The 20,700-nt window shown below is 71.0% G+C and carries 19 protein-coding genes; 3 read left to right on the forward strand and 16 right to left on the reverse strand.

The genetic code is table 11. The annotated features are described in order from the left end of the window. Nucleotides 1-55: 55 nt before the first annotated feature. Nucleotides 56-709, forward strand: a complete 654-nt coding sequence (locus ACN6LB_RS07705) for a mycothiol-dependent nitroreductase Rv2466c family protein (RefSeq protein WP_445025122.1) — start codon at nucleotides 56-58, stop codon at nucleotides 707-709. Between the two features lie 27 nt (nucleotides 710-736). Here ACN6LB_RS07705 and ACN6LB_RS07710 read toward each other — a convergent pair whose 3' ends face one another. From ACN6LB_RS07710 to ACN6LB_RS07755, 10 genes are all read right to left on the reverse strand, one after another. Continuing rightward, complete coding sequence (locus tag ACN6LB_RS07710; RefSeq protein WP_356138534.1) at nucleotides 737-958, reverse strand: hypothetical protein; 222 nt, start codon at nucleotides 956-958, stop codon at nucleotides 737-739. Next, on the reverse strand, nucleotides 955-2,043 hold the full coding sequence (locus tag ACN6LB_RS07715) for a glycerophosphodiester phosphodiesterase (RefSeq protein WP_445025123.1): 1,089 nt from the start codon (nucleotides 2,041-2,043) through the stop codon (nucleotides 955-957). The genes ACN6LB_RS07710 and ACN6LB_RS07715 overlap by 4 nt, the downstream gene beginning before the upstream one ends. Before the next feature lie 140 nt (nucleotides 2,044-2,183). After that, entirely contained in the window at nucleotides 2,184-3,617 is a 1,434-nt protein-coding gene (locus ACN6LB_RS07720) for an FGGY family carbohydrate kinase (RefSeq protein ID WP_445025124.1), read from the reverse strand. Nucleotides 3,618-3,654: 37 nt separating this feature from the next. Further along, the gene (locus ACN6LB_RS07725) at nucleotides 3,655-4,698 is read right to left on the reverse strand and encodes a 2-hydroxyacid dehydrogenase (RefSeq protein ID WP_356138588.1); all 1,044 of its coding nucleotides are present in this window, start codon (nucleotides 4,696-4,698) and stop codon (nucleotides 3,655-3,657) included. A 41-nt stretch (nucleotides 4,699-4,739) separates the two neighbouring features. Beyond that, nucleotides 4,740-5,837: an ABC transporter ATP-binding protein gene (locus tag ACN6LB_RS07730; RefSeq protein WP_445025125.1), complete on the reverse strand. Its 1,098-nt coding sequence runs from the start codon at nucleotides 5,835-5,837 to the stop codon at nucleotides 4,740-4,742. 21 nt (nucleotides 5,838-5,858) lie between these two features. After that, nucleotides 5,859-6,689 carry a DeoR/GlpR family DNA-binding transcription regulator gene (locus tag ACN6LB_RS07735; RefSeq protein ID WP_445025126.1) on the reverse strand — a complete coding sequence of 277 codons (831 nt, stop codon included), beginning with the start codon at nucleotides 6,687-6,689 and terminating at the stop codon, nucleotides 5,859-5,861. Next, a complete protein-coding gene (locus ACN6LB_RS07740) occupies nucleotides 6,686-7,777 on the reverse strand; it encodes an ABC transporter ATP-binding protein (protein ID WP_445025127.1) in 1,092 nt (363 codons plus the stop codon). Before ACN6LB_RS07740 ends, ACN6LB_RS07735 begins: the two co-directional genes overlap by 4 nt. Further along, a complete protein-coding gene (locus tag ACN6LB_RS07745; RefSeq protein WP_356138522.1) occupies nucleotides 7,774-8,604 on the reverse strand; it encodes a carbohydrate ABC transporter permease in 831 nt (276 codons plus the stop codon). The genes ACN6LB_RS07740 and ACN6LB_RS07745 overlap by 4 nt, the downstream gene beginning before the upstream one ends. Next, on the reverse strand, nucleotides 8,601-9,578 hold the full coding sequence (locus tag ACN6LB_RS07750) for a carbohydrate ABC transporter permease (protein ID WP_356138520.1): 978 nt from the start codon (nucleotides 9,576-9,578) through the stop codon (nucleotides 8,601-8,603). The genes ACN6LB_RS07745 and ACN6LB_RS07750 overlap by 4 nt, the downstream gene beginning before the upstream one ends. A 5-nt stretch (nucleotides 9,579-9,583) precedes the next feature. Further along, nucleotides 9,584-11,005 carry an ABC transporter substrate-binding protein gene (locus ACN6LB_RS07755; RefSeq protein WP_445025128.1) on the reverse strand — a complete coding sequence of 474 codons (1,422 nt, stop codon included), beginning with the start codon at nucleotides 11,003-11,005 and terminating at the stop codon, nucleotides 9,584-9,586. Nucleotides 11,006-11,165: 160 nt separating this feature from the next. Between ACN6LB_RS07755 and ACN6LB_RS07760 the strand changes: the two genes are divergently transcribed. Then, nucleotides 11,166-12,641 (forward strand): FGGY-family carbohydrate kinase, encoded by a 1,476-nt coding sequence (locus ACN6LB_RS07760; RefSeq protein WP_445025129.1) that lies wholly within the window; start codon nucleotides 11,166-11,168, stop codon nucleotides 12,639-12,641. Continuing rightward, entirely contained in the window at nucleotides 12,638-13,246 is a 609-nt protein-coding gene (locus tag ACN6LB_RS07765; protein ID WP_445025130.1) for a histidine phosphatase family protein, read from the forward strand. Before ACN6LB_RS07760 ends, ACN6LB_RS07765 begins: the two co-directional genes overlap by 4 nt. Nucleotides 13,247-13,251: 5 nt before the next feature. Here ACN6LB_RS07765 and ACN6LB_RS07770 read toward each other — a convergent pair whose 3' ends face one another. The 6 genes from ACN6LB_RS07770 to ACN6LB_RS07795 form a co-directional block, all read right to left on the reverse strand. Beyond that, nucleotides 13,252-13,890: a response regulator gene (locus tag ACN6LB_RS07770; RefSeq protein WP_445025131.1), complete on the reverse strand. Its 639-nt coding sequence runs from the start codon at nucleotides 13,888-13,890 to the stop codon at nucleotides 13,252-13,254. Next, on the reverse strand, nucleotides 13,887-15,107 hold the full coding sequence (locus ACN6LB_RS07775) for a sensor histidine kinase (protein ID WP_445025132.1): 1,221 nt from the start codon (nucleotides 15,105-15,107) through the stop codon (nucleotides 13,887-13,889). Before ACN6LB_RS07775 ends, ACN6LB_RS07770 begins: the two co-directional genes overlap by 4 nt. A 5-nt stretch (nucleotides 15,108-15,112) precedes the next feature. Continuing rightward, complete coding sequence (locus ACN6LB_RS07780; protein ID WP_445025133.1) at nucleotides 15,113-17,314, reverse strand: MMPL family transporter; 2,202 nt, start codon at nucleotides 17,312-17,314, stop codon at nucleotides 15,113-15,115. A gap of 189 nt (nucleotides 17,315-17,503) precedes the next feature. Beyond that, entirely contained in the window at nucleotides 17,504-18,145 is a 642-nt protein-coding gene (locus ACN6LB_RS07785; protein WP_445025134.1) for a superoxide dismutase, read from the reverse strand. A gap of 145 nt (nucleotides 18,146-18,290) precedes the next feature. Further along, nucleotides 18,291-19,238 (reverse strand): TauD/TfdA dioxygenase family protein, encoded by a 948-nt coding sequence (locus ACN6LB_RS07790; protein ID WP_445025135.1) that lies wholly within the window; start codon nucleotides 19,236-19,238, stop codon nucleotides 18,291-18,293. Between the two features lie 12 nt (nucleotides 19,239-19,250). Continuing rightward, a complete protein-coding gene (locus ACN6LB_RS07795; RefSeq protein WP_445025136.1) occupies nucleotides 19,251-20,630 on the reverse strand; it encodes an LLM class flavin-dependent oxidoreductase in 1,380 nt (459 codons plus the stop codon). Between the last annotated feature and the right edge of the window lie 70 nt (nucleotides 20,631-20,700).

A 20,700-nucleotide genomic window follows, 5' to 3' on the forward strand; every position in this document is an offset into this window, starting at 1 on the left:
TGGGGTGGGCGCCCGTCGGTGTTGCCCCGTGAAACACCGCCTTCCGAGGAGAGCCATGTCCGCTGTGTCCGAGAAGACCCCTGTCGACTTCTGGTTCGACCCGCTGTGCCCCTGGGCCTGGATGACCTCGCGCTGGGTCCTGGAAGTGGAGAAGGTCCGGGACATCGAGGTCCGCTGGCACATCATGAGCCTGGCCGTCCTGAACGAGCCCAAGCTGGACGAACTGCCCGAGGAGTACCGCGAGCTGCTGACCACCAAGGCCTGGGCGCCCGTCCGTGTCGTCACCGCGGCCTGGCAGAAGCACGGCTCCGACATCCTCGGTCCGCTCTACACCGCGCTCGGCACCCGCTTCCACAACGAGGGCCAGGGCCCCACGAAGGAAGCGATAGCCGCCGCGCTCGACGAGGTCGGCCTCCCCGCCGGCCTGATCGACTACGCCGACCAGGATGACTTCGAGTTCGACGCCGAGCTGCGCGCCTCCCACAAGGAGGGCATCGAGAAGGTCGGCCAGGACGTCGGCACTCCGGTGATCGCGGTGCCGGGCGCCGACGGCGAGCAGATCGCCTTCTTCGGCCCGGTCGTCACCCCGGCCCCCAAGGGCGAGGAAGCCGCCAAGCTGTGGGACGGCACGCTGCTCGTCGCCTCCGTGCCGGGCTTCTACGAGATCAAGCGGACGCGGACGGCGGGGCCGGACTTCAGCAACCTGTAGGTCACCCGGCGCGAGACGGGTCACGCGTCACGACTCGGCGGCCTTCTCCCGGAACTCCTCGGGGAGGAGGCCGCCCTCGTTCTTCTTGTCCCAGCGCTGGAACCGTACGCACCCCCGGACGGTGCAGCGCCAGAGATCGTGCACGTAGGTGAACCGCTTGGTCGCCCTGACGGCCGCCTTCTCGGCGTCGTTCAGCAGGCGGAAGTCGTGCATGCCGCCACAGGTCGGGCAGTCCAGGTACTTGGTCACGAGCCCCTCCGCGCGATCACTGCCAGATCCGGGAAATCCGTCACGACAGCATCCACCCCGAGCCCGTAATAGAGGGAGTACTCGGCGAAAGCGTCACCGAAGTCGTTCGGTCCCGTCCCGCGCCGGAAGTCCGCCGGCAGGAACTGGTTCTCGCAGCGGTAGGTGTACGGGCCGACCTTCAGGCCCGCCGCGTGGGCGTCGGCGAGCAGCGCGGTGGGGGTGCCGAGGCGGCCGTCCGCGCCCACCGGCACGAGCGAGGACTTGTCGGGGCCGATCCACTGCGCGTACGCGGCGATCCTCGCCAGGCCCGCCGGGGTCATCATGTCCCGGTACGTCGTCGGGTCGCCGGACGAGACCAGGTCGTAGGGCCCGCCGGTGGTGCCCAGGGCCTGCCACAGCGGGACCCGCAGCCGCTCGGCGGCGATCCGCTTGAGGCTCGTCGGCTCGAAGGACTGCACCACGCACTCGCGGGCGCCGAGCCGGTTGCGCCGGATCAGACGGGCCAGTTCGGGCTCCAGCTCCAGGCCGAGGGAGCGGAAGTAGGTGGGGTGCTTGGTCTCCGGGAAGACGGCGACCGTGCGGCCGTACGTCTTCGAGAGGCGGCGGGCCAGGTCCACGACCTCCTGGAAGGTGAGCACTTCGAGGCGGCCGTCGAAGACGGTGTTGCGGTTGCGGACCAGCGGGAGGCGCTCGACCGCCCGCAGGGTCTTCAGCTCGGCGAGCGTGAAGTCCTCGGTGAACCAGCCGGTGACCGGCTTCCCGTCCACCGTCTTCGTCGTCCTGCGCCCGGCGAACTCGGCGTGTGCGGCGACGTCGGTGGTCTGGGAGATCTCGTTCTCGTGCCGGACCACCAGGACGTGGTCCTTGGTGGGCACGAGGTCCGGCTCGATCCAGTCGGCGCCCGTCTGCACGCCGTAGGTGTACGCCGCCGCCGTGTGCTCGGGCCGCCAGCCGGCGGCGCCGCGGTGGCCGATGACCACGGGGGTGGGGCGGGGCCCGGCCGTGGCCTCGGCGGGCGCGGAGGCGGCCACGGCCGTCCCGGCGGCCGCGAGCAGCAGGCTTCTCCGTCTCGGACGCGTGGTCATACGACTTCCCTTCGGAGGTGGCCGGAGGCGCTGTTCAGCCCGTCCGGCGTTTGAGGACGAGGCCGTTCAGGCCGATTGCGGGGGTCTGGGGGCGGCAGCCCCCAGGTACGGGACGGGCAGGGGCGGAGGGGGCGAAGACGTCAGTGGCGGGCGCGGGTCCTGGCCTCGGCCAGGCGGGACAAGTGGTCCTCGTACGCCTTGGCGTAGTACGCGGCCCGCGCCGGGTCGGGCGGGATGACGACCGTCGGCTCGGTCCAGGCGGCCGTGTCGAGGGTGACCCCGAGCCGCGCGGCGGCGGCGAGGACCGCGCCGCGCGCGCCGACCTCACCCTCCACGACCCGCAGAGGCCGCCCCAGTACGTCGGACAGCAGCTGCATCCAGGCGGTACTGCGGGTGCCGCCGCCGCAGACCGCCAGGGTCCCCGTCAGCCCCGCCGCCTCCAGACAGTGGCGGGCCGCATAGCCGATGCCTTCGCAGGTGGCGCGGATCAGGTCGCCGCGGGTGGACTCCAGGCAGACACCGGTGAGTTCGGCGCGCAGTCGCGGTTCCACGAAGGGGGCGCGCTCGCCGGAGGGGGCGAAGTACGGCAGGACACGGACACCGTGCGCGCCGGGCGGAGTCGCCTCCAGCAGGGCGTCCACCTCGTCGTGCTGGACGCCGGTGGTCGACAGCACCCAGTCGAGCGCGGCGGTGCCGACCATCGCGGGCATGGCGCGCAGCCAGTACCCGACCCGGTCGGTGGAGATGTACAGGCCGGCCGGTTCGCCCGTCAGGTCGAGGTCCGTCGTGCCCACCAGGCTGGCCAGACAGGTCCCGACGATCAGCAGCCCGTCGCCGGGTTCGGTGAGCCCGGCGCCGAGCGCGCAGGCCGGCAGGTCGTACGGGCCGTTGCTGACCGGCGTGCCCGCGGGAAGCCCCGGCGGCGGGCCCTCGCCGAGCGTCTGCCCGGTGGCGACGGGGTCGCTGACCGGCGCGAGGAGCCCGCGCCGGTGGGTGAGGCCGAGCAGCTCCACGACCCGGTTGTCGTACGCCCGCGTCCTCGGGTCGAGGAACGGCATCGACGCGTCCGACACATCGGTGGCCCGGACGCCGGTCAGCCGCTGGAAGACCATGTCCTTGCAGTACAGCGCGGTGGTGGCGGCGTCGAGGGACGCGGGGTCGTGCTGCTCCAGCCAGGCCAGCAGCGGGCCGGGGCAGCCGGGGAACATGGCGTTTCCGGTGCGCCGGAAGACCGTCTCGAACGTGCCGTCCGCCAGCCACTGGTCGAGCAGTTCATGGGCCCGGCCGTCCATCCAGGAGACGGCGGACCGCACCGGACGCCCCGCCGCGTCGACCAGCCACACCCCGTCACCCTGCCCGGTCAGCCCCGCCAGCTCGACGGGGCCGGGTACGGCGGCGGTCAGCGCGGAGAGGACGGCGACGACCGCGGCGTACACCTCCTCCATGTCCTGCTCGACGAAGCCGTCCCGGATGGTGAGGCCCACCGGCCGTGCCTCGACGGCGAGTTGGCGCCCCGCGTCGTCGAATGCGGCGGCCTTCACCACGGACGTGCCCACATCGATCCCGACGTACATGCCCGATCTCCTCACCTCGACGGCGCTCGTAGGACCCTCACGTCAGGCAGTGCGCCAGCGGCTCCCCACGCGCCCATCGGCCCACCTCCGCGGCCGCGATCGCCGCCGCCTTCTCGGCCACGGCCCGGCTGGCCCCGCCCAGGTGCGGGGTCAGCACCACGCGCTCGGCGAGGCCGAACAGCCGCGAGCCGGCGGGTACCGGCTCCCGTTCGTACGTGTCGAGCGCCGCAGCCGACAGCCGGCCGCTCTCCAGCGCGTCGCACAGCGCGCCCTCGTCGAGCAGCGGGCCGCGCGCCACGTTCACCACTACCGCGCCGGGCGGCAGCAGCGCGAGCTCGCGGGCACCGATCAGGCCACGCGTCTCGGGCGTGAGCCGGGCATGCAGGGTGATCACCCGGGACCGGCGCAGGAGTTCGTCGAGTGAGGAGACGCGCAGGCCGTGCACCTCACCGCGCACGTAGGGGTCGTAGACCATCACCCGCGCGCCGAAGGCACACAGCACACGGGCGACTCTGCTGCCGACCGCGCCGTAGCCGACCAGGCCCACCGGCAGGTCCTCCAGTTCCAGGCCGCTGTGCTCGTAGGTGTAGTAACTCGCGCCCTCCCAACTCCCTTGTCGCACAAGGAGTTCATGGGCCTGCGGAATGCGGCGCAGGGCGGCCAGCAGCAGGCCGACGGTGAACTCCGCGGTGGCGGCGGCGTTCCGCCCCGGCGCGTAACACACCCGTACGTCACGGGACTTGGCCGCGTCCAGGTTCACGTTGACCGGGCCGCCCCGGCAGACGACGACCAGGCGCAGCGCCGGTGAGGCCTCCAGGACGCGTGCGGTGACCGGTCCCATCTGGGTGACGAGAACTTCCCTCTCGTCCGCCAGGGCCTCGATCAACTCCTCCTCGACGTCGCTGGCCTCGGTCACCTCGGCCACCGGGCCGAACGGCTCCAGGGGCCAGCCCAGGGTCAGTTCACGGATCAGCACACCCCGGCCGGACTCGCGGGGCAGCGCGTCGGTGACCGCCTCCGCGATCAGCCTCGGCAGCACGAAGTGGTCGCCGGCGGCCACGACACGCAGGACTTCGGTCATCGCGGCCCCGGAAACCGCAGCTCCGGTCATCGCACCTTCGGTCATCGCAGGGACTCTCCTGTCTCGGCGTCGAAGACATGGGTGAGCGCGGGGTCGGCGGCCACCCGCACCCGTTCGTCGCTCGCGAGCCGCACCTCAGGGTCGGTGAGCACGACCAGTGGCCGTTCGACGCCTTCGAGGGCGAGGGTGGCGATTCCCGACTCCAGCAGGGGCTCATGGGCCACGACCCGGGCGGGCAGTCCGCGTTCGCCGGAGCCCTCCGTGAGACGCAGGTCCTCCGGCCGGATCCCGACCACGATCTCGCGGCCCCTCGCCACGGGCACCGGCAGCGCGAGGTGCACCGTGCCCGACAGCCGTACTTGCCCGTCGTCGGCCGCGATGCCCGGCAGCAGATTGATCGCGGGCTCGCCGACGAAGTCCGCGACGAACACGTTGGCGGGGGAGTCGTAGATCTCGTAGGGCGTGCCGAGCTGCTGGATCACCCCGTCCTTCATCACCGCGATCCGGTCCGCGAGCGACAGAGCCTCCTCCTGGTCGTGCGTGACCAGAATCGTGGTGTGCCCCAAGTCCCGCTGGATGCGCTTGAGTTCGCGGCGCGTGGTGTCGCGCTGCGCCGCGTCGAGATGGGACAGCGGCTCGTCGAGCAGCAGTACGTCCGGCTCGCGGATCAGCGCGCGGGCCAGGGCCACTCGCTGCTTCTGGCCGCTGGACAGGCCCGCGGGCCGGGCGTCCAGCAGGTCGGTGAGCGCGACCCGTTCGGCCATCTCGGCGACCCTGCGGGCGACCTCCGTACGCGACCCGCGCGCCCCCCGCCTCCTGGCCTTCAGCCCGAACGCCAGGTTCTCGGCGACGTTCAGCGGCGGATACAGAGCGTAGTTCTCGAAGGCGACGCCGATGTTCCGCTGCTGCGCGGGCCGCCCGACGACGGATGCCCCGCCCACCAGGATGTCGCCGCCGGTCACCGTCTCCAGGCCGGCGATCATGCGCAGGGTCGTCGACTTGCCGCAGCCGGACGGGCCGAGCAGCCCCAGCAGCTCGCCGGAGCGCAGCTCCAGATCGAGTCCGCGTACGGCGTCCACGGCGGGCCGTCCCCGCGACCGGTAGGTCTTGCGCAGCTCACGAAGCTCCAGTGCGGTCATCGCCCTCCTTCACGGCTTCCTTCACTCACTGCCCGACTTCGTCGTGCACACCTCGTAACGGACCTTGTGTTCATCCAGGTCGCGCAACGCCTCCGCCGACGCCCCGTCGTCGACGAGGACGAGGTCGAAGCGGGACAGCGGGGCCACCCGGTGCAGGGCGACCCGGCTGAGCTTGGTGTGGTCCAGCAGCAGGACGTTGCGGGCCGCCGAGTCGAGCATCGCCCGCTTCACGGAGACGATGTGCTGCTCCTGGTGGTAGGCGTGCCCGCCGAGCACCGCCGAGGTCGACGCGAAACAGACGTCCACGCGCAGCGACTGCACCGCCTCCACGCACGACACCCCGAGGAAGGAGGAGTGCAGCGGGTCGTAGTCGCCGCCGAGCGCCATCAGGTGGATGCCCCGCTGGTCGGCGAGCAGGTTGATCGCCTCCAGGAAGTTGGTGACGACCGTGAGCGGGGTGATCTCGCCGAGCCGGAGCCTGCGCGCGATCTCCAGGGTCGACGTCGAGTCGTCGAGGAGGATCGCCATGCCGGGCTCTATCAGCTTCATCGCGTGCTCGGCGACGGCGGCCTTCTGCGGCCGCATGGTCTTCAGCCGGTACTGCACGTTCGACTCGAAGACACCGGACGGCTGCGCGGTGACCCCGCCCCTGAACTTCCTGACGATTCCCTGCCGTTCGAGCTCGTCGAGGTCGCGGTGGATGGTCATCAGGCTCACTCCGAAGCGCTCGGCCAGCTCGGCCGCGGTCGCCGAACCGTCGGCCAGGACCCGCTCGGCCATGGCGGACTGCCGGGCCGCGGGCCCCTGCTGTGCCCCACCGCTGCCACCACCGCTGTTGCTGCTGCTGCTCATCGTGCGCTCTTCCCGATCCGTCGTCCTGGGCGCTCCGGCCGGTCGGCCTCGAACAGCAGCAGGTTCTCAGGCCGGACGCTCAGCCGTACCGGGTCGTCGGGACGCAGTCCCGCCGCATCCGCGCGCGGCGCGACGAGCGAGACGTGCAGCCCGCCGAGCCGGACGGTGACCTCGACCGCCCGGCCGAGCACCTCGGTGACGTACACGGTGCCGGTGAGTTCGACGGGGCCCTCGCCGATCGTGAGGTCCCGGGGCCGCACGCCGACGAGCACCTCGGTGCCCGGGGCCGCCGCCGCGCCGACCGGCAGCTCGACAGCCCCGTCCGCCGAACGGAAGCCGTGCGCGTCCGTCACCGTGCCCGGCAGCAGATTGATCCGCGGGCGCCCGAACGCCCGCGCCACCTCCGTGTCGCAGGGCTGGTACCAGATCTCCTCCCGCGTGCCGGTCTGCACGATCCGCCCGCCCCGGATCACGCCGATCCGGTCGCCGAGCGCCAGCGCCTCGACCGAGTCGTGCGTGACGTAGAGCGTGGTCGTGTTCTGGACGGCGCCGATCGCCTTCAGCTCGGCGCGCATCTGCTGGCGCAGCTTGGCGTCGAGATGGGAGAGCGGCTCGTCGAGGAGAAAGGCGCGCGCGGGCCGCACCAGCACCCGGCCGAGTGCGACACGCTGCCGCTGACCGTTGGACAGCTGCCCGACCGGGCGGTCCAACAGGCCGCCGATACCGAGGAGTTCGGCAATCGCCGCAATCCGGTCGCGGGCCTCGGCGGCCGGCACCCGGTGCCGCGGCGAGCGCAACGGGGAGGCGAGGTTGTCGTAGGCGGAGCGGTGCGGGTAGAGGGCGTAGCTCTCGAAGCACATGGCCACGCCCCGGTCGTACGGCTCCACACCGGTCATGTCGGCGCCGCCGAGCTCGACCGTCCCGGCATCCGGCTGTTCGAGTCCGGCGACGGTCTTCAGGGTGGTGGTCTTGCCCGCGCCGGAGGGCCCGAGCAGACAGAAGAACTCGCCCTCGCGCACGTCGAGTTCGAGCCCGTCGAGGGCGGTGGCCCTGCCGTAGGCCTTCCGGATCCCCTGCAGTCTGATCACGACTTCACCGCCCCGAACGACAGCCCGCGCACCAGATACCGCTGGATGGTCAGCGCAAGGAGCAGCGGCGGTACGACGGAGATCAGCGCGGCGGCGGCCGTGAGGTTGTACTTGGGGCGGTCGCCGCCGAGGAAGGACAGCGCGCCCACGGTCACGGTCTGGGCCTCGTTCGAGGTGAGGATCAGCGGGAAGACGAAGTTGTTCCAGGCGAAGATGAACGCCAGCAGTGACACGGCCGCGATGCCCGGCTTGACCAGCGGCAGGGCGACCTTGAAGAACGCCTGTTTGCGGGTGTAGCCGTCGAGGAGGGCCGCCTGCTCGAGCTCCGGGGTCAGATCGGCGAAGTACGACCGCATGATCCACACGATCAGCGGGAGCGTGACGAGTTGCAGCACCCACACCATGCCGACGTACGTGTCGAAGAGGCCGAGCTTCTGGTAGAGCACGAACAGCGGGATGATCACGGTGAGTTCGGGTGCGAAGCGGAACGACAGCAGTGTGAACATCAGGTTCTCGGAGCCCTTGAACCGCCAGCGCGCCGACGCGTACGCCGCCGGGAGCCCGACCACGAGCGAGAGCGCCACCGCGCCCACCGACACCACCAGGCTGTTGACGAAGAACCGCACGAACGGGATGCCCTCGCTGTCGCCGAGCACCGTCCGGTACGAGCCGAGGGTCGGCGTGAACGAGAAGTAGGTGCTGAAGAGCTGGTTGGCGGGCTTCAGCGAAAGGATCACCATCCAGGCGATCGGGAAGAGCGCGAAGACGAAGTAGAGGATGAGCGCGGCATCCGCCAGCCAGCCCAACAGACGCTTCTTCACCTTCACTTGGACACCTCCGCGGCCTTCCGCTGGATCTTGCCCAGATGGCGAACGAGCACCATCGCGGCCAGGTACACCACGGCCCACAGCACGATCGTGTAGCTGATGCCGAAGCTGTAGCGCTGGAAGCGGATCGCCTCCAGGTACGCCCGGATCTGCAGGACGACGGTCGAGTCGCCGGGCCCGCCCTCGGTCAGGGCGTAGATGATGTCGAACACCTTCAGCGAGTCCATGAACCGGAAGATCACCGCGACCAGCACGTACGGCCACAGCATCGGCAGGGTCAGCCGCCGGAAGGTGTACCACCAGCCCGCGCCGTCCACGGCCGCCGCCTCGAAGGGGGAGGTGGGCAGCGACCGCAGACCGGCCAGCGCGAGGATCGCCACGAACGGCGTGTAGACCCACACGTCGACCGCGATCGACGACAGCAGCGCGCCCGTCGGGGTGTCCGTCCACTGAACTCCCCCCAGGCCGAAGGGTTTCAGCAGATGGTTCACCACGCCCACCGAAGGCTGCAGCATCAGCTTCCAGATGATCGCGGCGATCACCGGGGCGATCATCAGCGGCAGGATCAGGATCTTCTCCAGCACCCGGCCGACGAGTGAGGAGCGGTGCAGCAGCAGGGCCACCGCGACTCCGAGGACCGTCTCGAACGCCGCCGCCCCGACCGCGTACAGCACCGTCACCCACGCCGAGTCCCAGAAGGCGCGCTGGGTGAACACGGTCCGGTAGTTCTCGAAGCCCACCATGTCCGGCTGCGGCTTGCTCGCCGAGAAGTCGAACAGTGTGTAGTACAGGCCGAGTCCGAAGGGGTAGAGGATCCCGCCGGTGAGGAGCAGTGCGGGCACGATCAGCAGGTACGGGCGCAGACCGCGCCGCCAGGCCGGGACGGCCCGTACCCGCCGCGTGCCCTCCTCGCGTGAGGCCGCCCCGTGGTCGGTCTCCGGCAGCGAGGTCGTGCGTGGGGCGTCCGCGGCCATCCGCGTCAACCCACCTTGGGAGCCAGGTCACTCGCCAGCCCGTTCAGCACGGATTTGGCGTTCTTGCCGCCGTAGATCTCCTGGAGCGAGGCCGCCCAGCTCGTCGTCGCGTCGAAGAACTGGCTCTGCGGTGTGAACTGGATCTTCGTCTGGTCGACGACCGCCTCGAAGGTGTCGATGAACCCCTCCAGGTGCCGCATCTTGTCCTTGTACGCGCCGTCCTGGGCGATCGACTTCCGCACCGGGTCGATGTGGTTGTACGTCAGCGCGCCCTTGCGCAGGTGCTCCTTGCCGGTCGCCCACTGGAGGAACAGCCAGGCGGCGCTCTTCTTCTTGCTCCGGGAGTTCATCCCGAGCGACCAGATCCACATGTTGGTGGCCAGCGACCCGCCCGGCCCCTTCGGCCCCGGATGGAAGGCGATCTTCCCGGAGGCCGGACTCGCGCCCTTCACCGCCTGGAAGTACGCGGCCGTGTCGGCGTCGAAGAGCATCCCGGCCTTCTTCGCGCCGAGGTCGCTGGAGCACTGGTACCAGGTGTACGACGTCCAGGACGGCGGCCCGCCCTTCTTGACCATGTCGGCCCAGTCCTGCTGGAACGCGATGGCCTCCGGGGTGTTCATGGCGGGCTTCAGCTTGCCGTCGGCGACCGTGAAGTCGTGCAGTCCGTTGCGGGCGTACATCGTCATGAAGCCCGGGTGGATCGTCGCCCAGCTGCGCGAGCCGCGCACCGCGATGCCGTACATCCCGTCGAAGCCCGCGCCGGGGGCCTTGCGCTTGATGGTCCCGGCGAGTTCGCGCAGTTCGTCGAAGCTCTCCGCGGGCTTGAGGCCGAGCTTCTTGAACACCTCCGTGTTGTAGGCGACGACGTTCGTCTCCCAGCCCCACGGCAGCGCGTACTGTCCGCCCCGGCCGAGCGGCGCGCCCGCCTTCAGCGACCACTGGTCGGCCTGGAGGAGGTTGGGGAAGAAGTCCGCCTGGTCCCATTCCTGGCTCGTGGCCGAGGAGTTGCGCATCCACGGGCCGAGATCCTCCAGCCAGCCCGGCGGCCCGTACTGCCACACCATGTACGCGCCGAGCATGAACACGTCGTAGGAGGCACGCCCGCTGGAGAGGTCCACGGTGAGCTTGTCGAAGTAGTTGTCCTCGGGGAAGACGTCGTACTCGACCTTGATGCCGGTCTTCTCGGTGAACGCCTTGAGGTCGGCGATCAGCGCGTCCGTGTAGGGGTGCTTGTTCAGCAGCGCCTTGACCGTCCTGCCCTTCTCCCGCTTCCAGTCGAAGGAACCGTTCACATCCTCGGCGGCGGAACCGTCGTTCTTCTTGTCGTCCCCACCGAACCCGGCGCCGCAGGCGGTCAGCAGCGGGGCGGCGGCGCTCGCCGCGGTGAGCGCGAGGAAGCGTCGGCGGTCGTGCACGTGCATGTCCATCCGTGACCTCCATCATCGGTCCGGTCGGGGTTAACACGTTGAGTCGACTCGTTAACAGAGGGTGTAACGGCGGAAGTTGGCCGTCAATCCCTCGCGCAACAGAAAATCTCAGGGCAGAGTGAGAAGTTCACAGTCTTGGTAGATATGTGCGGGAGGTCTGATGGGGTATGAGGGCGGCGAGGCGTGGCTGGGGATCGACCTGGGCACGCAGAGCGTCCGCGTGCTGCTCGTCGCGGGCGAGGGCACGCTCCTCGGCAGCGGCTCGGCCCCGCTGACCGGGCACCGGGACGGCGTACGGCACGAACAGGACCCCGAGGAGTGGTGGCGGGCGGTGTGCGCCGCGGCCCGGGCCGCCCTCGGCGCGCGATCCGACCTGCGGATCGGCGCACTCGCGGTGTGCGGCACCTCCGGGACCGTGCTGTTGACGGACGGCTCGGGCCGGCCGGTGAGCCCCGGCCTGATGTACGACGACGGGCGCGCGGCCCCGGAGGCCGGGCGGGCCCGGGACGCCGGGCTCCTGGTGCAGAACGGCTGGGGGCTGCCGAAGGCGCTCTGGCTGGTCGGGGAGTACGGCGGGGCGCGGGGCCTGCGGCTGGCCCACCAGCCCGACGCGATCGTGCACCGGCTCACCGGCGGACCCGCACCGACCGACTCCAGCCACGCCCTCAAGACCGGCTACGACGTCGAGCACGACACCTGGCCGGGCGAGGCCCTCTCCCGGCTTGACCTCCCCGACGGACTGCTGCCGGAGGTCGTCCGCCCGGGCAGCCGGATCGGCGAGGTCTGCGCGGCCGCCGCCGAAGCCACCGGCATCCCCGCCGGCACCCCCGTGATCGCCGGGATGACCGACGGCTGCGCCGCCCAGATCGCCTCGGGCGCGCTGCGCGAGGGCTCCTGGAACTCGGTGCTCGGCACGACCCTGGTCCTCAAGGGCGCCGCGTCAAAGCCGGTCCGGGACGCGACGGGCGTCGTCTACAACCACCGGGCGCCTGACGGAAGTTGGCTGCCCGGCGGTGCGTCCAGCGTCGGAGCGGGCGCGCTCACGGCGCACTTCCCGGACGCCACGCCCGCCGTCATGGACTCAGCGGCCGTCGCCTTCGAGCCCGCGTCCGTCCTCGCCTACCCCCTCGCCTCACCCGGCGAACGTTTTCCCTTCCTCGCGCCGGACGCCACCGCCTTCGTCCTCGGCACCCCCGCCTCCGACGCCGACCTGTGGGCCGCCCTGCTGCAGGGCGTCGGCTACACCGAACGCCTCTGCCTCGACTCCCTGCACGCCCTCGGCGCCCCCATGGACGGCACCCTCACCTTCACCGGCGGCGCCGCCCGCAGCGCGTACTGGAACCGGCTGCGCGCCGACATCCTCGGCCGCCCCGCCCGCGTACCCGAGCAGACCGAACCCGCCCTGGGGATGGCCGCGTTGGCCGCATACGGAATGGGCGCCGCAGCCACGCTCGCCGACGCCGCCGAGCGCATGGTCCGCATCCGCACCCTCGTCGAACCGCGCCCGGCCCGCACCGCGCTCTTCGCCGGCCCCTACGCCCGGCTGGTCGACGAACTGGAGCGGCGCGGCTGGCTGCCCACGCCGGTCGCCGCGCACGCACGGGCCCGCCTCGACCTGGATACTGCCCAGTCATGACGACGACACTGCTGCTGGCCCGGCACGGCCGCACGATCTGGCACGCCGAGAACCGCTACGCCGGGGTGAGCGACGTCCCGCTCACCGACGAGGGCCGAGCCCAGGCGCAAGCCCTCGGCCTCTGGGCGGCAGCCCACCCTGTCGACGCGATCTGGACGTCCACCGTCTCCCGCGCCGTCGCCACCGCCGACCCCGCCTGCCGGGCCCTCGGCCTCACCCCGCACCGCGAACCCGCCCTGCGCGAATGCGACTTCGGGGTCCTGGAGGGACGCACCCTCGCCGAGTTCGCCGCAGAACACCCCGAGCGGGCCGAGGCGTTCCGCAAGGACCCGGTGTCGTACCCCTTCCCGGAGGCGGAGGACCCGCGCACCGCCGCGACCCGGGGCGCGAACGCGTTGCGCCGCATCGCGACCGCCCACGCCGGCGAACGCGTCCTGGTCGTCGCCCACAACACCCTGCTGCGCCTGGTCCTGTGCTCCCTGCTGTCCATCCCGCTGGGCGAGTACCGCCGGGTCTTCCCGCAGTTGCGCAACGCCGCGGTCAGTGAGGTGCGCATGGAGGACGCGAGCACGGCCCTGCTGTCGCTCAACGTGCCCTGCGGGTAGGCGGGTCAGGGCCGTCGCAGCAGCCCCCTCTCCATGGCCACCACCACCGCCCTCGTCCGGTCGTTCACGTCGAGCTTGGCGAACAGGCGCAGCAGATGGGTCTTCACCGTGGCCTCGGCGATGACGAGACGGCGCCCGATCTCCGCATTGGTCAGACCGTCGGCCACCGCGTTCAGCACATCCGCCTCGCGGGCCGTCAGCGGCACCTGGACGGGCTGCCGCATCCTGGCGACCAGCCTCTCGGCGACCCGGGGCGCGAGCACCGTCTCGCCGCGCGCCGCCGCGTGGATGGCGTCGACCAGCTGCTCCCGCGTGGTGTCCTTGAGGAGGTAGCCGATGGCCCCGGCCTCCACACCGCGCTCGATCTCCGCGTCCGTGTCGTACGTCGTCAGGATCAGCACCCGTGTGCGCGGGAAACGGGCGACGATCTCGGTGGTGGTGGCGACCCCGTCGAGCACCGGCATCCGCAGGTCGACCAGGGCGACATCGGGGTCGTACCGCTCGACGAGGTCGAGTGCCGCGCGCCCGTCGCCCGCCTCGCCGACGACCTCGATGCCGCTGCCGGCGGAGAGCAGGGCGACCACCCCGGCCCGCATGACGGTGTGGTCGTCCACCACGACGATACGAAGCCCTCCGCCGCTCATGCCGCGCCCCCGGTCTCCGCGCTCTCCATGCTCTCGATGGGGATCAGCGCAAGCACCCGTGTCCCGTCGCCCAGCGAACTCGTCACCGTCAGCCTCCCGCCCAGCTCCGCCAGCCGTTTGCGCATCCCGTCGAGCCCGAAGCCCGTCGACTCCTCCACCACGAACCCGGTCCCGTCATCGGTGATCTCCAGCTCCACGCCGTACGGCCGGCAGACCAGCACCACACCGACCGTCGACGCGCGGGCGTGCTTGCGGACATTGGCCAGCGACTCCTGGGTGCAGCGCAGCAGCGCGATCCGGGTCTGCTGGTCGCACACGAGGTCCTCCAGATCCGCGTCCACGCTCAGCCCGGTGTCCTCCGCGAAGCGGTCCAGGATCCGGCGCAGGGTCTGCGCCACCGACCCGGCCGCCAGCCGGCCGGGGCCGGGCTGTCGTCCCGAGCCGACCAACTCCCGTGCCTCGGCCAGGTTTTCGCGTGCCGTCGACTCGATCGACCGCAACTGCTGGGCACTTCGCGCCGGATCCGCCGTGACACCAGACCGGGCAGCCTCCGCGAGCACGATGATCGAGGCGAAGCCCTGGGCGAGCGTGTCGTGGATCTCCCGCGCCATCCGCTCCCGCTCGTCCGCCGCCCCCTGCCGCTGGTGCGCCTCGGACAGCTGCGCCTGCGTGCGCTCCAACTCGACGATCAGCTCGGCGCGTTCGGCGCTCTGCGCGACGACCGAGTGCGCCCAGAGCCCGATCAGCACCCCCACGGCGACGACGATCACCGTGGAGACGAGGGTCTCGCTGAAGAACTCCACCGTCCAGCCGTCCTGCCGCAGCACGCTCCCGGCCAGTGTTCCGGCGGTGGCGAGCCCCAGGAACCCCATCGAGACCCTCGGTGTCCGCCCGAACATCCAGTAGTGCGGCAGCGTCACCATGAACAGCGCCGCGTAGTTGCTGCGCAGGTACGCGAGCCCGCCGAGTGCGAGGACCAGCACCGTGAGGTAGCCGTGCGGCCGTACGACCCGGTTGCCGGGGAAGCGGTCCAGGACGGCGTAGCAGAGCACCACACTGCCGAGCAGGGCGAGCGCCGCGTACTTGCTCCCGCCCGGCCGGTCCATCGCGACGAGCCCGACCGCCATGGCGGCGAACAGCACCCAGCACACCGTGTTCCAACGGCGCAGTGACGTGGCCCAGAAGGCGTCGGCGCCCGGCCCGGCGAGAGCAGTCATACCGATCAACGTACGTCGACCACAGGCAGCTCGGGGGCGGCTTGATCCATCCGTACCGCCGGCCGGCCCGCTCCGCGCCCGGGCCACCAGCTCGCCTCGCCGAGCAGCAGCATCGCCGACGGCAGGATCATGATCCGCACGACGAACGCGTCGAGAAGCACGGCCGCCGCGAGCACGAAGCCGATCTGCTTCATCTCGATGATGTGCAGGAAGACGAAGCTCGTGAAGACGGTCGTCATGACGACGGCCGCGCTGGTCACGACACTGGCCGACCGGCGGATCCCGTCGAGCACGGCCTGCCGCGTCGGCACTCCGGCGAGCACGGCCTCCCTGATCCGGCTCACCACGAACACCTGGTAGTCCATCGAGAGTCCGAAGAGGATCACGAAGAGGAAGAGCGGCACGCGTGAGCCGATCGACCCGGTGGAGTGGAAGTCCAGCAGCCCCTCGGCCCACGTTCCCTGGAAGACGAGGACGAGCAGCCCCAGCGCGGCCGCCGCGGACAGCAGGTTCAGTACGACACCGATCAGGCCCAGCACCACGGAGCGGAAGGCGAACACAGTCATCGCGAACGTGACCAGGAGCAACGCCCCGAGGACCAGCGGGAGTTTGCTGTTCTGGTGGGCGGGATAGTCGGCGTACCGGGCGACGTCACCGCTGACGCCGTACTCGGCGCCGTCGATCCGGCCGACGGTGGCGGGCAGGTAGGTGTCGCGGAGGTGGTCGAGGGAGTCGTACGCCTCGTCCGAGTTGCCGAGGTGCGGGACCCGCAGCTCCAGCACACCGGTCCGGTGGTCGGCGGAAGTCCGGATCCTCGACGCCCCCGCGACGAACAGCCGGTCGGCGTCGGCGAGTTCAGCCAGCTTGTGCAGCGCCGAGGTGACCTCGACGGAGCGTGCGGCATCCGCGCGGACCACGACCTCGTGCGTCACCCGCTGCTCGGGGAAGGCCTCGTTGAGCCGGTCGTACACCCGCATGGCGGGGATCTCCCGGGAGTGCGTGTCCCGGCTCATCTCGGTGATTCTCAGCCCTGCCAGCGGGGCGACGAGGGCGAGCAGTGCGAGGACCGAGACGCAGAGGGTGGCCAGCGGGTGACGGCTCGCGGGGCGCAGCAGCGCGCCCCACATACGGCCGCCGCTGTCGACGTCCCGACGGCGCACGGGCTTTCCGTGCGCGGCCCGCCGTGCGGCCCTGCGTTCGGCGCGCCTTCCGAGGAGGACGAGCAGCGCGGGCAACGCTGTCAGTGAGCTGGCCACGGCGACCAGGACGACCACGATCGTGCCGGTGGCGAGCGAGGAGAAGATCACGTCGGAGGCGAGGTACAGCGTGGCCGTGGAGGCGACGACCGCGAGCCCGGAGACCACGACCGCCCGGCCGGAGGTCGCCGCCGCCAGCTCCACCAGTGCTTCGGAGCTCAGCCGGCCGCCCGCGCGGGCCCGCTCCTCGCGTTCCCGCTTGAGGTAGAAGAGCGTGTAGTCGACGCCGACCGCGAGGCCGATCATCAGGATGACGTTCGTGCCGACCCCGGTGTCGGGGGAGAGATGGGAGGCCACCATCGACAGGCCGACGGCCGCCGCGATCGACGACAGCGCGAGCAGCAACGGAACGGCGGCCATGGTGAGCGAGCCGAAGGCCAGCAGCAGCGTCACCAGCGTCACCGGCAGGGTGATCTTCTCCGAGAGCGCGAGATCGCTGTCGCGCTGATCGTCGACTCCCTTGCTGGTGGAGGCACTTCCGGTCTCCTGGAGCAGCAGCCGGGGGTGGGCCTTCTGGACGGCCTCGGTCTGCGCGACGAGCGCGTGGACCTTGGCGTCGGCCTCCCGCTCCTCGCCCTTGATGGACACCTCGACCATGAGGATGTCGTGGTCCTTGGACAGCACTGGTGCGGCGACACCGGCGACGTCGGGCAGCCGCTTCATACGGGCGGTGAGGTCCTTCGCGGCGGTCTCGGCGGCTCGTCGGTCGAGTTCCCCCGACCGTGCGGAGATCAGCACCTGCTCGGTGGACCTGCGCTCCAGGTGGGCCTGGGCGGCCAGGGTCTCGGCACGGCCGGCCTCGCCGACCCGGTAGTCGGCGGTCTTCGCGCTGTGGGTGCCGACGGCGCTGCCGACGCCCAGGCACAGCACGACGAACGCGAGCCATCCGACGATCGCCCGCCAGGGGTGCCGAGCGCTCCAGCGCGCCACGCGCACAGTGAGTGAGTTCATGCCCAAAAGCCTGGTTGACCAGGGCAGTTGGCGGACAGAGGTGCTCGGTTGAACTTCGGGTCCACCGATCGGTGGACGCGCGTGGAGGGGAAAACCCCCGCGAGTCACGTCCTCGCGGGGGTTCTCCTTTTCTGCGCCTGCCACGTGAAGGGTGAGAAGACGATCACGAGCAGGACGTTCATACCGGTCTCAGGGGGCGAGAAGCAACACGTCCGTGCGGGACTTCGCGGCGGCGTAGCGGCGGGCGACGTCCTGCCAGTTCACGACCTGCCACATGGCCTCGACGAAGTCGACCTTCTGGTTCCTGTACTGCAGGTAGAAGGCGTGCTCCCAGGCGTCGAAGACAAGGATCGGGGTGGCGCCCTGGCCGACGTTGCCCTGGTGGTCGTAGACCTGCTCGACGATCAGGCGGCCGCTGAGCGGCTCGTGCGCGAGGACGCCCCAGCCGGAGCCCTGGGTGGTCGCGGCGGCCTTGGAGAGCTGGGCCTTGAAGGCCCCGTACGAGCCGAACGACTCGGTGATCGCGTCCGCGAGGTCGCCCACGCCGTCCGCCGCGAGGGGCTCGCCGCCTCCGGCGCCGGTCATGTTCTGCCAGTAGATGCTGTGCAGGATGTGGCCGGACAGGTGGAAGGCCAGGCTCTTCTGCAGGCCGTTGACCGAGCCCCACGACTCCTTGTCGCGCGCCTCGGCGAGCTGCTCCAGCGTGTCGTTGGCCCCCTTCACGTACGCCGCGTGGTGCTTGTCGTGGTGCAGCTCGATGATCTCGGGGCTGATCACGGGGGCGAGCGCGGAGTAGTCGTACGGCAGCTCAGGGAGCGTGTAGACAGGCATGGGGGTCCCCTCCGACCTCTTATTGCACATAACTTGCAACTACAACCTAGCAACAAAAAGGCCCTCGTGTGCTCGGACACGAGGGCCTTCGGGGTGTTGCGGGTGTTGCGGGGCGCGTCGGGGTGGGGAGCGGGTACCGGCGCCGTTACGCGGCCGCGGCGGCCCCGGCCAGGATGCCCGCTTCGGTCGCGGCCTGGGTCGTCGCGGCGACCGTCGTGTAGTGCGAGGCGTCGCCCTCGATCGAGTGGCTCTCCTTGCCCTCGATGCCGACCGGCACGTCACCGGCGATGGTGACCCGGTTCAGGCGGCGCGGCGCTCCGTCGTAGTTGTCGATGGCGTAGTGCTGGGTGATGCGGTTGTCGAACAGGACGAGCTGGTTCGGGGACCAGCGGTGGCGCAGGACGTTCTCCGGGCGGGTGACGTACGCCTGGAGCAGGTCGAGGATCTTGCGGGACTCGCCCGGCGACAGGCCGACGATCCGCTGCGCGAACCCGCCGATGAACAGCCCGCGCTCACCGGTCAGCGGGTGCACCCGGACCACCGGGTGGACCGTGCGGTACGTGATCGAGGTGAACTGGGCGCGCGCGGCGGCCTGTTCCTCGTCGAGCGACTCCTGCGGGACCGCGTAGTCGTAGTCGTTGGTGTGCTCCGCCCACAGGGTGTCGGCGAGGGCGCGCAGCGGCTCGGGCAGGTCGCGGTAGGCGGCCGCGGAGCTGGCGATCAGGGTCTCGCCGCCGTACGGCGGCAGGGTGATGCTGCGCAGGGTGCTGGCCTGCGGCGGGTTGAGGACGAAGGTGACGTCCGTGTGCCAGTGGTTGGCGGCGCGGCCGCGCTCGCTGTCGACGGGCAGCACGTTCGGGGCGCCGTCGACGGCGGGCACGGTCGGGTGGGCGGTGGTGACGTCGCCGAAGTGGCGGACGAAGGCCTGCTGGCCCTCGTCGTCGAGGTGCACGTCGTCGAAGACCAGGGCCTTGTGGACGTTGAGCGCCTCACGGAGGGCGGCGACCGTCTCCGCGTCGAGGGGCTCGGAGATGTCCACGCCGGAGATCTGGGCGCCTATGTTCGCGGTGACCTTGCGGATCTCGATGCTCATGGGACGGTCCTTTCAGACGAGGGCGGGGGAGGTGGCGGAGGTGGCGGAGTCGTTGCGGTCGGCGGTGACGTACTGGTTGGCGGGGCGCGGGAGGTCGTAGCGGTCCCGCAGGGTCCGGCGCGGCCCGTACTCGCTGCGGAGCAGGCCGCGGGCGCGCAGGATCGGGACGACATGGTCGACGAAGGCGTCCAGGCCGGACGGCAGGACCGCGGGCATGATGTTGAAGCCGTCGGCGGCGCCCTGCGTGAACCAGGTCTCGATCGCGTCGGCGACCTGCTCGGGGGTTCCGGCGAAGGTGAGGTGCCCGCGCCCGCCGCCGAGCCGGCCGACGAGCTGCCGCACGGTGAGACGCTCGCGCCGGGCCAGCTCCACCACGAGCGTGTAGCGGCTCTTGGCGCCCTCGATGGCGTCCTCGGGCGGCAGGTCGGCGGGGAGTAGGGCGTCCAACTCCAGGGTCCCGGGCTCCAGTTGCAGCAGGCTTTCCAGGCGGGCCACTCCGTGCGTGTGCACGATGTGGTCCTCCAGCACCTGCTCGTGCGCCCGTGCCTCGGCCTCCGTCGACCCGATCACCGGCACGATGCCGGGCAGCACCTTGATGTGCCCGGGATCCCGGCCTGCCGCCGCCGTACGGGACTTGAGGTCGGCGTAGAAGGCCTGCGCGTCGGCGAGGGTCTGCTGCGCGGTGAACACCGCCTCCGCGTACCTGGCCGCGAACAGCTTGCCGTCCTCGCTCGACCCCGCCTGCACGAGCAGGGGGTAACCCTGGGGCGAGCGGGGGACGTTGAGGGCTCCCTCGACACTGAAGTACGTCCCCTTGTGCCGGGGCGGGTGGATCTTCGCGTCGTCGCCCCAGACGCCGGAGGCCTTGTCGGCGACGATCGCGTCGTCCTCCCAGCTGTCCCAGAGCTTCAGGGCCACGTCGAGGAACTCGGCGGCCCGGGAGTACCGCTCTGCGTGGGCCGGTTCGGCGTCCAGGCCGAAGTTGCGGGCGGCCTCGGCGCCGGCCGTGGTGACGATGTTCCAGCCGGCCCGGCCACCGCTGATGATGTCCAGCGAGGCGAACTTGCGGGCCAGGTTGTAGGGGGAGTTGTAGGAGGTGGACGCGGTGGCGATCAGGCCGATGTGCCGGGTCGCCGTCGCCAGCGCGGTGAGCAGCGTGAGCGGCTCCAGGGTGCCGGCCGGGCGCTGGGCGACGTTGCCCCACAGCTGCGGCCCGTCGGCGAGGAACAGCGAGTCGAAGGTGCCTCGTTCGGCGATCCGGGCGAGATGGACGTAGTGGTCCAGCTCCACATGGGCGTACGGGTCGCTCTCCGGGAGCCGCCAGGACGCCTCGTGGTGGCCGGTGCTCATCAGGAAGGCGTTGAGATGGAGTTGGCGCTGTGGCGGGGTCATGGGGTGTTCCTTTGCTCACGGTGCCGGTGGCGGGTGTCAGCCCGTCCGGCGTTTGAGGACGAGGCCGTTC

Source organism: Streptomyces sp. SAS_270 (genome assembly GCF_052543295.1).

Excerpts from the sequence above, each read along its gene's own strand:
- ACN6LB_RS07780 (WP_445025133.1), bottom strand. The coding sequence starts at position 17,314 with ATGAACTCACTCACTGTGCGCGTGGCGCGCTGGAGCGCTCGGCACCCC.
- ACN6LB_RS07735 (WP_445025126.1), bottom strand. The coding sequence starts at position 6,689 with ATGAGCAGCAGCAGCAACAGCGGTGGTGGCAGCGGTGGGGCACAGCAG.
- ACN6LB_RS07755 (WP_445025128.1), bottom strand. The coding sequence starts at position 11,005 with ATGGACATGCACGTGCACGACCGCCGACGCTTCCTCGCGCTCACCGCG.
- ACN6LB_RS07715 (WP_445025123.1), bottom strand. The coding sequence starts at position 2,043 with ATGACCACGCGTCCGAGACGGAGAAGCCTGCTGCTCGCGGCCGCCGGG.
- ACN6LB_RS07770 (WP_445025131.1), bottom strand. The coding sequence starts at position 13,890 with ATGAGCGGCGGAGGGCTTCGTATCGTCGTGGTGGACGACCACACCGTC.
- ACN6LB_RS07760 (WP_445025129.1), top strand. The coding sequence starts at position 11,166 with ATGGGGTATGAGGGCGGCGAGGCGTGGCTGGGGATCGACCTGGGCACG.
- ACN6LB_RS07750 (WP_356138520.1), bottom strand. The coding sequence starts at position 9,578 with ATGGCCGCGGACGCCCCACGCACGACCTCGCTGCCGGAGACCGACCAC.
- ACN6LB_RS07730 (WP_445025125.1), bottom strand. The coding sequence starts at position 5,837 with ATGACCGCACTGGAGCTTCGTGAGCTGCGCAAGACCTACCGGTCGCGG.
- ACN6LB_RS07790 (WP_445025135.1), bottom strand. The coding sequence starts at position 19,238 with ATGAGCATCGAGATCCGCAAGGTCACCGCGAACATAGGCGCCCAGATC.
- ACN6LB_RS07720 (WP_445025124.1), bottom strand. The coding sequence starts at position 3,617 with ATGTACGTCGGGATCGATGTGGGCACGTCCGTGGTGAAGGCCGCCGCA.
- ACN6LB_RS07785 (WP_445025134.1), bottom strand. The coding sequence starts at position 18,145 with ATGCCTGTCTACACGCTCCCTGAGCTGCCGTACGACTACTCCGCGCTC.
- ACN6LB_RS07725 (WP_356138588.1), bottom strand. The coding sequence starts at position 4,698 with ATGACCGAAGTCCTGCGTGTCGTGGCCGCCGGCGACCACTTCGTGCTG.
- ACN6LB_RS07775 (WP_445025132.1), bottom strand. The coding sequence starts at position 15,107 with ATGACTGCTCTCGCCGGGCCGGGCGCCGACGCCTTCTGGGCCACGTCA.
- ACN6LB_RS07705 (WP_445025122.1), top strand. The coding sequence starts at position 56 with ATGTCCGCTGTGTCCGAGAAGACCCCTGTCGACTTCTGGTTCGACCCG.
- ACN6LB_RS07795 (WP_445025136.1), bottom strand. The coding sequence starts at position 20,630 with ATGACCCCGCCACAGCGCCAACTCCATCTCAACGCCTTCCTGATGAGC.
- ACN6LB_RS07765 (WP_445025130.1), top strand. The coding sequence starts at position 12,638 with ATGACGACGACACTGCTGCTGGCCCGGCACGGCCGCACGATCTGGCAC.